Source organism: Arthrobacter sp. Bz4 (assembly GCF_003075455.1).
GTDB lineage: Bacteria > Actinomycetota > Actinomycetes > Actinomycetales > Micrococcaceae > Arthrobacter_D.
Genome location: NZ_QDAE01000001.1, coordinates 177,684 through 190,866, shown reverse-complemented (window position 1 = coordinate 190,866; position 13,183 = coordinate 177,684). Strand labels below are relative to the sequence as shown.

At 65.6% G+C, this 13,183-nt stretch carries 6 protein-coding genes and 1 pseudogene; 6 read left to right on the top strand and 1 reads right to left on the bottom strand.

The features are described 5' to 3' along the window. Nucleotides 1–74: 74 nt before the first annotated feature. From DDA93_RS00895 to DDA93_RS00870, 5 genes and pseudogenes are all read left to right on the top strand, one after another. The gene (locus tag DDA93_RS00895) at nucleotides 75–572 is read left to right on the top strand and encodes a DUF6326 family protein (protein WP_116777840.1); all 498 of its coding nucleotides are present in this window, start codon (nucleotides 75–77) and stop codon (nucleotides 570–572) included. Between the two features lie 109 nt (nucleotides 573–681). After that, a pseudogene (locus DDA93_RS00890) lies at nucleotides 682–1,643 on the top strand (ABC transporter ATP-binding protein). Continuing rightward, nucleotides 1,640–2,497: an ABC transporter permease subunit gene (locus DDA93_RS00885; protein ID WP_116777839.1), complete on the top strand. Its 858-nt coding sequence runs from the start codon at nucleotides 1,640–1,642 to the stop codon at nucleotides 2,495–2,497. Before DDA93_RS00890 ends, DDA93_RS00885 begins: the two are co-directional and overlap by 4 nt. Before the next feature lie 39 nt (nucleotides 2,498–2,536). Further along, nucleotides 2,537–5,725: a type I restriction endonuclease subunit R gene (locus tag DDA93_RS00880; protein ID WP_116777838.1), complete on the top strand. Its 3,189-nt coding sequence runs from the start codon at nucleotides 2,537–2,539 to the stop codon at nucleotides 5,723–5,725. Between the two features lie 273 nt (nucleotides 5,726–5,998). Beyond that, nucleotides 5,999–6,736 carry an ankyrin repeat domain-containing protein gene (locus DDA93_RS00870; protein ID WP_207771291.1) on the top strand — a complete coding sequence of 246 codons (738 nt, stop codon included), beginning with the start codon at nucleotides 5,999–6,001 and terminating at the stop codon, nucleotides 6,734–6,736. 173 nt (nucleotides 6,737–6,909) lie between these two features. Here the strand turns inward: DDA93_RS00870 and DDA93_RS00865 are convergent, their stop codons facing one another. After that, nucleotides 6,910–10,365, bottom strand: coding sequence for a bifunctional proline dehydrogenase/L-glutamate gamma-semialdehyde dehydrogenase (locus DDA93_RS00865; protein WP_243400470.1), 3,456 nt, complete (start codon nucleotides 10,363–10,365; stop codon nucleotides 6,910–6,912). Between the two features lie 317 nt (nucleotides 10,366–10,682). Here DDA93_RS00865 and leuS point away from each other — a divergent pair, with 317 nt between their 5' ends. Continuing rightward, the gene (leuS, locus tag DDA93_RS00860; RefSeq protein ID WP_243400469.1) at nucleotides 10,683–13,181 is read left to right on the top strand and encodes a leucine--tRNA ligase; all 2,499 of its coding nucleotides are present in this window, start codon (nucleotides 10,683–10,685) and stop codon (nucleotides 13,179–13,181) included. Nucleotides 13,182–13,183 lie beyond the last annotated feature (2 nt).

The window sequence follows — 13,183 nt, the reverse complement described above, 5'->3', positions numbered from 1 at the left end:
CCAACGCGTGCGTATGCACGCCCAAACCTGCCGCCACTCCGGCGGACGGACCGCTCCAATCGAAAGAAAGACCGATGACCCTCCGAACGAAAACCCCGACCCTGCTCGACAACCCGCGAATCCCTGTGCAGGCCAAGCTCGCCGCCGCCTGGACCAGCTTCATGTTCCTCGTCATTTACATCGACTACTTCCACCTCTACCAGCCCGGCGAGATTGACCAAATCCGGGGTGGCGAGATCTTTGTCTTCGACATCAGCGGGACCTTGATGTCCATTTTCTTCGTGATCATAGCGATTCCGAGTCTGATGGTGCTGCTTTCGATGACGCTGCCCGCCCGGGCGAACCGCGTCACCAACCTCGTCGTTGCATTGCTGTTCATCCCCCTCTCCGTCTTCAACGCGGCAGGGGCGACCTGGGACTATGCCTTTTACTACGGTCTTACCATCGGAGTCGAGTTGCTGATCCTGGCCTTCATCCTGCGCTCCGCCTGGATCTGGCCCCGCACCGCCCCGTCGGCGACCATGCCGACCAGCCCGGACCATGAAGCCATTCGCGCCCGGCAGCAAGCGTGAACTCAAAAGCAATCCCGTCCGGTAGGGGCTTTCCGAGGCCCCTACCGGACGGTCACGCCGAACCGTCGCATCAGATCCGCCAGTCCCACCGTTACCCAGGAAGGTCCTCATGATTGAGGCACACGAGCTCACCAAGCGCTACGGCGACAAAACCGCAGTGCACACCCTCAGCTTCACCATCGCGCCCGGCACCGTGACCGGGTTCCTCGGCCCGAACGGTGCCGGCAAGTCCACGACGATGCGCTTGATCATGGGACTGGACCGGCCGACGTCGGGCACCGTCCTGGTAAACGGCAAGCCCTACGGGCAGCACCGTTCCCCGCTGCGGGAGGTCGGCGCCCTGCTCGACGCCAAGGCCGTGCACCCCGGCCGCAGCGCCCGCTCGCACCTGCGCACGATGGCCGCCACCCACCACATCAAGGCCTCCCGCGTCAGCGAGGTCATCGAGATGACCGGCCTGGCCGGGGCAGCGACCAAGCGCGTCGGCGGGTTCTCCCTCGGCATGAGTCAACGCCTGGGCATCGCCGCAGCACTTCTGGGCGACCCCCGAACGCTCATCCTGGATGAGCCAGTCAACGGGCTCGACCCCGAGGGCGTGCAATGGGTTCGCCAGTTGGTGCGCGACCTGGCCGCCGAGGGACGGACGGTGTTCCTGTCCTCGCACCTGATGAGCGAGATGTCCCAGACCGCGGACCAGCTCCTGGTGATCGGCCGCGGTCACATCATCGCCACCGGCTCGGTCCAACAGGTCATCGACTCCGTCGCGAGCGGCGCTGTGCGGGTGCGCTCCCCGCGCGCCGACGAGCTCGCCGCCGCCCTGACTGCCGACGGTGTGACCATCACTTCTCCGGACGCCAGCATGCTCGAGGTCAGCGGGACTACCGCGGAACACGTCGGCCAGGTCGCCTTCCGAAACGGGCTGCCGCTGTACGAGTTGTCCCCACGCGGCGCCAGCTCGAAGAGGCGTACCTGTTCCTGACTCAGGACGCGGTCGAGTACCGCTCCGAGCCCACCACCGCCCACAGCACCACCGCCCACAGCACCCCAGACCAGAAGGGCCAGAACCGATGAGCACGTTGACGGACAACCCGCCGATGACCGCACACGCCACCAACCCGCCCGCCGCTGCACAGGTGCATCCCACCTTCCCGGGGATCTTGCGTGGGGAATGGATCAAGGTACTGTCCCTGCGCTCGACGTGGTGGGCGCTGGCCTCCACCGCCGCAGTGATCACGTTGGTGGCCCTGGCCTCCGCCATGTCCCTGAGCGCCACGACCGACGATCCCGCCCTGGCCCAGGGCATCGAGCAGATGCATGGTGCCGAGGTCATCGCAGGTGGCTTCCATTTCGGCATGCTCACCATTGCCGTCCTGGGCGCCCTACTCATCACCGGGGAATACGCCACCGGCACGATCCGCTCAACGTTCGCGGCTGTTCCGAGCCGGACCCCCGTCCTTGGCGCCAAAGCCCTCGTCCTGATTGTGCTGACGGCCGCCGTGACCCTCGTGAGCGCGACCCTGTCCTACCTCGTCACCATGCTCCAGCTCTCGCAGTACGACCTCGTCCCAGCGCTGGACGACCCGGGCACCTGGCGCGTCCTCGGCGGCACCCTCTACTCCCTCATCGCCGCCGCCCTGTTCTCCCTTGGGATTGCCACGCTCCTGCGTTCCACCGCCGCCAGCGTGACCGTAGCCCTGACCGTCCTGCTGCTATTGCCCGGCACCCTCAGCTTCATCCGCCTGGACTGGGTAGAGACCATCGTCAGCTACCTACCGCTGCCGGCGTCCTCAGCGTTGCTCACCACCGGAGCAGCCGAGACGCAAGGTGTCTACCTCTCCACACAGGCGAGCCTGATCGTGCTGGCCGCCTACGCTGTTGTCCCCCTCGCGGCGGCCGCAATCACGCTGCACCGACGCGACGCCTAGACTGGAGCCAGTGATCGGCAACACACTGGGGGAAATAGCATGACAGTAACCACAGGTCTCAGCGAAGCGCTCTGGGAAGGCCTCGCCATGGAACAGCTGGCCGATCTCGGCTGGCGACCAGTTACTGGTGAGTCCATCGCACCCGGATCAGGGGAGCGCGACACCTGGGATGACCTGCTCATCCGGCCGCGGTTGCTCGCAGCGCTGCGGAAGTTCAACCCGACCGTGCCGCAGCAGTACCTGCAGCAGGCCGTCGCCGAGATCACGGCACCCAAGTCAACTGATGCCATCACCGAGAACCACCGCATCCACACCTATCTGACCGACGGCTACCGCGGCATCAGCTACATCGACACCGACGGCACCGAACACAATCCCACCCTCCGCGTCCTCAGCGCCGACGCTGACGACAACGACTGGCTCGCCGTCAACCAGATCACACTCCGGCAGGGCGACTACAAACGACGCTTCGACGTCGTGCTCTACTGCAACGGCATGCCGGTCAGCGTGATCGAACTCAAGAGGGCTGGGAGCCGCTCAGCCGATGTACCCGCCGCGCACGCACAGCTGCAGACCTACCTCCGCGAATTCCCGCTTGCCTTCCGCTTCTGCGTCTTCACCCTCGCCTCGGATGGGATCCTCGCCAAGTACGGCACGCCGTTCACCCCGCTGAACCACTTCTCGCCGTGGAATGTCGACGACGACGGCGAACCTGTGGCCCGCGACGCCCTCGTCGACGGCGAGCCGGTCACCGAACTGGAGCTAGCCCTCGACGGCCTCTACAGTCTCGAGCGGTTCGTTCAGCTGACCCGCAGCTTCACCGCGTTCGATGAAAACTCGGAGGGGCTGACCAAACGCATCGCCAAGCCCCACCAATACTTTGCCGTCTCCAAGGCCGTCGGCAGCACCGTCACAGCGGTTGCAAGCAACGGGAAGGCCGGCGTCGTCTGGCACACGCAAGGCTCGGGCAAGTCCATGGAGATGGAGCTCTACACCAACCAGGTCACCCGCCATCCCAAGCTCCTCAATCCCACCATCGTGGTGATCACCGACCGCAACGAGCTCGACGGCCAGCTGTACGAGACCTTTGCGCAGAGCCTCCTGCTCCCGGAGAAACCGCAGCAAATCCGCCGCCGGGCCGAACTGCGCGAGGAACTCTCCAGCCGAACCACGGGAGGCATCTACTTCACCACCTTGCAGAAGTTCGGCCGCAGCCAGGGGGAGAAGGACGCCGGCGTGGACCATCCGCTGCTCTCGGACCGGCGGAACATCATTGTGATTGTCGATGAAGCTCACCGCAGCCACTACGACGACCTCGACGGCTACGCCCGCCACCTGCGCGACGCGCTGCCGCGGGCCACCCTGATCGCGTTCACCGGAACGCCCATTTCCTTCGACGACCGCAACACCCGTGACGTGTTCGGCGAGTACATCGATATCTACGACCTCAGCCGGGCGGTCGACGACGGGGCCACCGTTCCCGTGTATTTCGAACCACGGCTGATCAAGGTGGCGCTGGCCAAGGACGTCACCGAGGAAACCCTCGACCAGGCGGCCGATGACATCACCCGGAGCCTGGACGACACCGAGCGGGCACGGATCGAGGCGAGTGTAGCCGTCGTAAACGCGGTCTACGGGGCGCCTCAGCGCATCGCTGCCCTCGCGGAAGACCTGGTGGCGCACTGGGAAAATCGTTCGGGCAAGATGCGCCAGTTCATCGAATCGCCCGGCAAGGCCATGATCGTCGGCGGCACCCGGGAAATCTGCGCCAACCTGTATACGGCCATCATTGCGCTGCGCCCCGACTGGCACTCGGATGACCTCGACAAGGGCAAGATCAAGGTGGTGTACTCCGGCACGCCGTCGGACGTCCCCCCGGTGGTCGACCATGTGCGCCGGGACTCGGCGAACGCGACCATCAAGGAACGCCTGCGGAATGTCGACGACGAACTCGAGATAGTGATCGTCAAGGACATGATGCTCACCGGGTACGACTCGCCCCCGCTGCACACCCTGTACCTGGACCGGCCGCTGAAGGGTGCCCTGCTGATGCAGACGCTCGCCCGGGTGAACCGCACCTTCCGCGGTAAACAGGACGGGCTGCTGGTGGCGTATGCGCCGCTGGCCGACAACCTGGCCAAGGCACTGGCGGAGTATTCCAAGACCGACCAGCAGAGCAAGCCCATCGGAAAGAACATCGACGAGGCGGTGGAGCTCACCAAATCCCTGGTGGAGATGCTGCGTGAGATGCTCGCCGGGTTCGACTGGCGCGCCGTCTACCGTGCGGGCACCCCCAAGGCCTTCAAGAATGCTGTCACCGGCTCGGTCAACTACCTGCGCAGCGCGTTGACCCCGGGGAACCAACCCGACGACGGCGCCCAGACCCTGGCGGAACGGTACCGGAAGGCCTCGAGTCAGCTGTCCCGTGCCTGGGCCCTGTGTTCAGGGGCCCAGAACCTTGCTGAGCTTCGCCCGGAAATCCAGGTCTACGAGGAGATCCGCGTCTACATGGCGAAGTTTGACGCCGCGGACCGGCAGTCCCGGGGGGAGCCGGTGCCCGAGGACATCGCAAGGCTGCTCGGGGACCTGATCGCGACGTCGACGTCCACCGGGGACATCCTCGACATCTACGAAGCCGCAGGGATGCCCAAGCCGTCACTGGGCGACCTGACCCCTGAGTTCATCGCGAAGACGCAGCAGGCACGGAATCCGCAGCTTGCCATCGAGGCGCTGCGGAAGCTGGTGGCCGAGGAATCGGCGAAGACCACCCGCAACAACGTGATCCGTGAGCGTGCCTTCTCGGAACGCATCACTGAACTGATGAACCGGTACACGAACCAGCAACTCACCTCGGCCGAGGTCATTGCCGAGCTGGTCGCGCTGGCAAAGGAAGTTGCTGCCGAGGCTGCGCGTGGCGCGAAGTTCTCTCCACCGCTCAACGAGGACGAACTCGCGTTCTACGATGCGGTGGCGCAAAATGAGTCAGCGGTGGAGGTGCAGGGCGAGGGGATCCTGGCGCAGATCGCCCGAGACCTCGTGGCAGTGATGCAACGGGACGTGCGGACCGACTGGACCGTGCGCGACGACGTCCGGGCGAAGCTGCGCTCCTCGATCAAACGGCTGCTCGTGAAGAACGGTTATCCACCCGACAAGCAACCGGCCGCCATCAAGTTAGTCATGGAGCAGATGGAATCCATGGCACCGCGCTACGCGGAAGCACGCGGCTGAACGGTGACGCGAAGCACATACACACTCCACTGACGACTGATAGCGAGGCCAGGCATGGTTCCAGGTAAACAGGTCCGACTCTTCCTGACCGACGGCATGCCGGGGGACTCCTGACGGCCGAAATCATGAACTGGACTGGACAGATTGTTGCCGGATCCCGGTCGGACCTGCCTACGGGGGGCCGATTCATGGCTCGGGTATGCTTGCAAGCATGGTAATGGCTCCGCTGATTTTCTGGTGTGCCACCCCGGTGGCTCCGCGACAGGCGTCCCGGTGAGGGCCCTTGTGCCAGGCGGTGTTTTGGCCGTACTGCTGCTGATGACCGGTTGCACCGACCCCGGCGAGGTGACCGGTCCGGCCCAACTGACGCCTTCCGGGTCCGCGAGTGCCTCCAGCCCGTCGAGCCCGTCGAGCCCGTCCAGCCCGTCGCCGCCAACCACGGAGTCTGCTGCGGGGGTCTCCCCGAGCAGCCGATCGGCTACGTCCAAGACGCTCGCCCCCGGCGAACTGATCGCGCTGAATCAAACCCTGATCGGGGTGGCCTGGGACAACGACGTCGACCAAGCTCGCCGGCTCATCGCAGCTGGCGCTGACGTCAACTACGAGGACGAGACCGAACAGAGCGCTTTCCTGATCGCAGCGAGTGAGGGCTACCTCGAGCTGCTGGACCTGACCTTGCGTAACGGCGCGGACGTCGACGCTCGCGACAGCTTCAACGGCACCGCTCTGATCCGCGCCGCGGAGCGTGGCCACGCGGACGTGGTTCGAAGGCTGCTGGAGACCGATGTCTCAGTCAACCACGTCAACATTCCGGGCTGGACCGCGCTGCACGAGGCGATCATCTTCGGCGATGGCTCGCCCCGGTATGTGGAGACCGTGCGGCTGCTCGTCGAAGGCGGCGCCGATGTGAGGCTCCCTTCCCAGCGCGATGGTCTGACGCCATTGCAGCACGCTACCTCCCTAGGCTTCGAGGAGATTGCTGCCATTCTGCGCAACGCGGCCGAGCAGTAACCGCGGAGGCCCCCTCAACAGCAGGGAAAGGTCCGCCACGATCGACAGGAGCCGGGGCATTGTGGTCGCCGTCGTTACCAGCGGATGCCTCAGATGGATTGTTCCGGGCCTGGGAATGAGTCATTCCCAGGCCCGGAACAATCGATCCTTGCTGTCTAGCGCGAACGAATCCGCTAGCCGAGCACCGTGTGCGACACGCTGTCCGGGTTGCCGAACCGGTGGGCTGTGATGCTGACAGCCTGCTCGTGCAGGAACGGAAGCATCTCGATCCGACCCGACTCTGTGACGGGTCCGGCGTAGATGGCAACATCCGGATCCCCGTCGGTGGCCGCGCACAGTTCCGAATAGCCGCCGCCGATCAGCCGAACCCGGCCAAGGGAAGCCGTGGGTGCGTGCTTCAGCCACGCGGCGTCGTCGTCCACGCCGTGTTCAATGTTGTGCGCCGAGAGCGCCGCTGTGAGAGCCGGCGGTAGCGGGTGAGCCGTCGAAACCCGCAGAGAGGCACCGGCACGCAGGCCGGCAGCGAGGACCCGGACCAAACCAGCGAGGGTGCCAGCCTCGTTGAGCCGCACCGTCACAGCACCGGCAATGTAACGGAACTCATTGCGTTCCACCCCGAGGTCCGACACGTCGCGATTGGCACCGAAGGACCTGACCCAATGACGCTGATCGTCCGCGGTCGCCCTGGCCAGGAACCCCTGGTCGACGGCGGGGATATCGGCTGCGTGTAGCAGATCCCGCACCGGCCCACTCAACGGAGCATGAACGTTCCCGGGATGCAGCTCGACGGGGTTCCAGCTGCCCAGGTGCATCAAATAGTTGGGGCCACCAGCCTTTGCGCCCGGCCCGACAGCCGAACGCTTCCAGCCACCAAACGGCTGGCGCTGAACAATTGCACCGGTAATGCCGCGGTTCACATACAGATTGCCTGCCTGGACAGCGTCCAGCCACTGGGCGAGTTCATCGCCATCCATGGTGTGAATGCCTGCCGTCAACCCGTAGGGGCTGGCGTTCTGCCATTCGATCGCCTGTGCGAGCGAGTCCGCGTGCATCACCCCGAGGACCGGACCGAAAAATTCAGTGAGATGGAAGTAGCTGCCCGGTTTCACTCCAGCGCGGACGCCGGGGCTCCACAGCCGACCCGTGTCGTCGAGCTGCTTCGGCTTGACCAGCCAGGTTTCACCCTCGCCAAGGGTAGTCAGCGCGTCGCGCAGTTTCCCCTCAGCAGGCTCGATGACAGGGCCCATCTCGGTGGCTGCATCTTCCGGGTAACCAACCTTCAGCGACGCCACTGCGTCAACCAGCTGGTTGCGGAACCGCGCCGACTTCCCGGCCGCACCCACCAGAATCACCAGCGACGCGGCCGAGCACTTCTGCCCGGCATGACCGAACGCGGACTTGACGACATCGGCCGCGGCAAGATCGAGGTCCGAACTCGGAGTGACGATCAACGCGTTCTTGCCGCTGGTCTCCGCGAGCAGCGGCAGGTCATGGCGCCAGCTGCGGAACAGCTTGGCGGTGTCGTAGGCACCGGTCAGGATGACCCGGTCCACCGACGGATGCGAAATGAGGTGTTGCCCCACCGGCCCCTCCTCAACATCCGCGAAATGCAGCACCTCGCGGGGCACCCCTGCGTCCCACAACGCCTGGACCAGCACTGCCGCGCAACGCTTGGCCTGCGGTGCAGGCTTCACGACGACGGCGCTGCCCGCCGCCAACGGTGCCAGAGCCGACCCCGCGGCGATGGCCACCGGGAAGTTCCACGGCGGCGTGACGACCGTCAGGCGTGCAGGCACGAACTCGGCGCCCTCCACCTGGTCCAGTTCCTCGGCGAGCAGTGCGTAATAGTTGGCGAAGTCGATCGCCTCGGAAATCTCCGGATCGGACTCGGCAACCGTCTTGCCGGTCTCACTGGCAGCAACTTCCACCAGGTCACCACGGATCGCTGCGAGCCGGGCCGCTGCGTTCCGCAGTACCCCGGCCCGTTCGGCTCCGGTCCGGGACGCCCATTCCTGCTGGCCGGCAAGGGCCGCAGCGATGGTGCGCTCGACGTCGTCGTTGGTGTCCAGCCAGGAAGCTTCCACCAACTCAACCCCCAGGGTTGACTCCGGAACCCGCTGGAGAATCTCGGTGGCCCAGTCCCTGATGACGGGCAGCGACGGGTCGGAGTCGGACTGGTTGGCGAACTCGCCGGGTGCAGTTTCCACGAACCGGTCAACGCTCTGCGCCCGGTTGGGACCCGGCACCACAGCATCCACAGCGGCCAGTGAGGCGAGGAAACGCTGCTTCTCACGCTCAAACAGGTGCGGACTCTTGTTCAGCTCAAAGACAGCCGACATGAAGTTTTCCTGGCTCGCGTTTTCTTCGAGCCGGCGGATCAGGTAGCTGATGGCGACGTCGAACTGGGCCGGGTGCACCACCGGCGTGTACAGCAGGAGCGAGCCGACGTCCTTCTTGATCTCCTCCGCCTGCTCCTCGGCCATCCCGAGCAGCATTTCGAACTCGATGCGATCCTCCACGCCGCGCGCCAAGGAGAGCAGGCGTGCGAAGGCGATATCGAACAGGTTGTGACCGGCGACACCGATCCTGACCGCCTCCGCGTTGTCCGGACGCAACGCCCAATCGAGGCAGCGCTTGTAGTTGGTGTCGGTCGCTTCCTTCGACGGCAGGGTGGCGGGCTCCCACCCGTGAACCTTCGCGTCGACGAGTTCCATTGCCAGGTTGGCGCCCTTGACCAGCCGCACCTTGACGGCCGAACCGCCACGAGCACGACGTTCGGTGGCCCAGCCGGTGATGTCCTGCAGCGCGCCGAGCGCGTCCGGCAGGTAGGCCTGCAACACGATCCCCGCTTCGAGATGCAGCAGGTCCCCGGTGTCGAGGATGCGCTTGAAGACCGCCACGGTCAGGTCAAGGTCGTGGTATTCCTCCATGTCGAGGTTGATGAACTTCGGCGCCGGGGAGGAGGCAGCCAACCGGTACAGGGGGAGCAGCCGCTCCGCGACCCGCTCCACCGTCTCGTGGAAGTCCCACAGATTCATGGTGCTCACCACCGAGGACACCTTGACGGAGACGTAGTCGACGTCGTCGCGGGCCAGCAGTTTCTTGGTTCCTGCGAGGCGCGCGTCTGCCTCCTCGTGGCCGAGTACCGCTTCGCCGAGCAGATTAATGTTGAGCCGAACAGATTCGCCCCGCAAACCGGCGATGGCCTTGCCCAGCTTCTGGGGGCGGGCGTCAACGATCAGGTGTCCCACCATTTCGCGGAGCACCCGCTGCGCCACCGGGACCACGATGCCGGGCAGCGTCGGGGCGAGCGCGCCGCCAAGCTTCACGGCGCCGCGCATGTACCAGGGCAGGAACGACGGCGTCTGCCGCGCCAGCTTTGAGAGGTTGCGTGCAGCGACCGCGTTGTCTTCGGGACGGATGACCCGGTCAACGAAGCCCAGTGTGAACTGCAGCCCGGCGTCGTCCTTTAGGACCTCGGCGAGCAGCTGCGCCGACCGCGACCCACGGGTGACTGTCGGTTCGGGGCGCCGGACGTCGTCCAGGTGCAGCCAGCGGCGGACCAGCGCGACGGCGTCGTCACCCAGGTCTGCGGGAGCGGGATCGGCTGTGGGAAAGAGCTGTGTCATGCGATCGTGCCTCACAATGTGACGGGCCACTGTCATCGGTTCCTGGTATCAGGTGGTATTCCCCTTGCGGGGCCGGTGGCCGATCAGCCGGGGGCGCACTCCGCCTCGGCGTGGCAGCGCGCGACCTGCGTGCGCGCGTACCAGGATCATCGTAACCCGCGCCCCAGGTCGCCGTCGCCAATCTGCGCTAGAGTGGTCGCATGTCTGTAGTACAACTCCTTAGCTAGCCGCACAGTCAACCGTGCGGCATGCCCCTCCTTGGATGAGGGGCTTTTGTGTGTCTAGGGGCAATTGATCAAGAGGACAGGGCAACAACAGTGAGCACGCAACCCGACGCCGGGCAACCGGACGAGAACACCTACAGTTTCGCTGACATCGAAGCCCGATGGCCCGCGGAGTGGGACCGGCTCCAGCCGTTCAAGCCAGCCGACGACGGCTCACGGGAGCGCCGGTATGTGCTGGACATGTTCCCGTACCCCTCAGGCGACCTGCACATGGGGCACGCCGAGGCGTTCGCGATGGGCGACGTCGTCGCCCGCTACTACCGGCAGCAGGGGTTCGACGTCCTGCACCCCATCGGCTGGGACTCGTTCGGGCTGCCCGCCGAAAATGCGGCCATCCAGCGCAACGCTCACCCGTCCGAATGGACCTATACCAACATCGAGACGCAGGCCAACTCGTTCCGCCGCTACGCGATCAGCGTTGACTGGTCCCGTCGGCTGCACACGTCCGACCCCGGGTACTACCAGTGGACGCAGTGGCTGTTCCTGCGCTTCTTCGAAAAGGGTCTGGCGTACCGGAAAAACTCGCCGGTCAACTGGTGCCCGAAAGACCAGACGGTGCTGGCCAATGAGCAGGTAGTCAACGGCGCCTGCGAGCGCTGCGGCACCCCAGTCACCAAGAAGAGCCTCAACCAGTGGTACTTCAAGATCACCGACTACGCGGATCGTCTGCTGGACGATATGGACCAGCTGCGGGGTCACTGGCCCGAGCGGGTCCTGGCCATGCAACGCAACTGGATTGGTCGCTCCGAGGGTGCCCACGTCGACTTCGTCATCGAAGAGGCCGACGGGCAGCCGGCCCAGAGCGTTCCCGTGTTCACCACCCGGCCGGACACGCTGCACGGCGCCACATTCTTCGTGGTGGCGGCAGACGCCCCGTTGGCCCTGGACCTGGTCACCGAATCCCACCGGGCCGAGCTGGAAGAATACCGGGAGGGCATCAAGTCCCTGTCGGAGATCGAGCGGCAGTCGACCGAGCGCGAAAAGACCGGCGTGTTTACCGGCCGCTGGGCGATCAACCCCCTGAATGGGGAGAAGCTGCCGGTCTGGGCCGCCGACTATGTGCTGGCCGACTACGGCACCGGCGCCATTATGGCCGTTCCCGCCCACGACCAGCGCGACCTAGACTTCGCCCGCGCCTTCGAGCTGCCGGTCCGAATGGTTGTGGACACCGGTGCCGAGGATCCGGCGGTGTCGGGGATCGCCATCACCGGCGACGGCACCCTGGTGAACTCCGGTGAGCTGGACGGGCTGGGCAAGGACGAAGCCATTGCCCGCGCCATCGATCTGGTCGCCGAGCACGGCACCGGCGAGCACACGGTCAACTACCGGTTGCGCGACTGGTTGTTGTCCCGGCAGCGATTCTGGGGCACCCCGATCCCGATCATCCACTGCGCCACCTGCGGCGAAGTGCCGGTCCCCGACGACCAGCTGCCCGTCACGCTGCCGGAAGACCTGCGCGGCGGCGACCTGTCCCCGAAGGGGACCTCGCCGCTCGCCGCCGTCGAGGACTGGGTCAATGTGCCCTGCCCGCAGTGCGCCGGGCCCGCCAAGCGGGACACCGACACGATGGACACCTTTGTCGATTCCTCCTGGTACTTCCTGCGGTTCGCATCCCCTGACACCACCGACGCGCCGTTCGATACCGACGCAGTGAACCGCTGGCTGCCCGTCGGACAGTACGTGGGCGGCGTTGAGCATGCCATTCTGCACCTGCTGTACAGCCGCTTCTTCACCAAGGTGCTGTTCGACCTGGGCCTGATCGGGTTCACCGAACCGTTCTCGGCGCTCCTGAACCAGGGGCAGGTGCTCAACGGCGGCAAGGCCATGAGCAAGTCGCTCGGCAACGGCGTTGACCTGAGCCAGCAGCTAGACAAGTTCGGCGTTGACGCCATCCGGCTGACCATGGTGTTCGCCTCCCCACCCGAGGACGACGTCGACTGGGCCGATGTGTCGCCGTCGGGTTCGTCGAAGTTCCTGGCCCGTGCCTGGCGGCTCGGTCAGGACGTGACCAGTGTGCCCGACGTCGACGTCTCAGGCGGCGACCGCGCGCTGCGGTCGGTCACGCACCGGACCGTCGCGGACAGCGCCACGCTGCTGCAGGGGAACAAGTTTAACGTGGTCATCGCCCGCGTGATGGAACTGGTCAACGCAACCCGCAAGGCCATCGACTCGGGTGTTGGGGGCGCCGATCCGGCTGTCCGCGAAGCCACGGAGGCGGTAGCGATCATCCTGAGCCTGTTCGCCCCCTACACCGCGGAGGACCTGTGGAACCGGCTGGGACACCCAGCCTCGGTGGCGACAGCGGGATGGCCTGCCGTCGACGAGTCGTTGCTGGTGCAGGAGACAGTGGTCGCCGTCGTGCAGGTGCAGGGCAAGGTCCGTGACCGGCTGGAGGTGTCCCCGGACATCACCGAGGACGCACTGCGGGAACTGGCCCTGGCCAGTCCCCAGATCCAGAAAACCCTCGACGGCAGAGGAATCCGGACTATCATCGTGCGGGCTCCCAAGCTGGTCAACATCGTTCCGGAGTAACC

Excerpts from the sequence above, each read along its gene's own strand:
- DDA93_RS00895 (WP_116777840.1), top strand. The coding sequence starts at position 75 with ATGACCCTCCGAACGAAAACCCCGACCCTGCTCGACAACCCGCGAATC.
- DDA93_RS00885 (WP_116777839.1), top strand. The coding sequence starts at position 1,640 with ATGAGCACGTTGACGGACAACCCGCCGATGACCGCACACGCCACCAAC.
- DDA93_RS00880 (WP_116777838.1), top strand. The coding sequence starts at position 2,537 with ATGACAGTAACCACAGGTCTCAGCGAAGCGCTCTGGGAAGGCCTCGCC.
- DDA93_RS00865 (WP_243400470.1), bottom strand. The coding sequence starts at position 10,365 with ATGACACAGCTCTTTCCCACAGCCGATCCCGCTCCCGCAGACCTGGGT.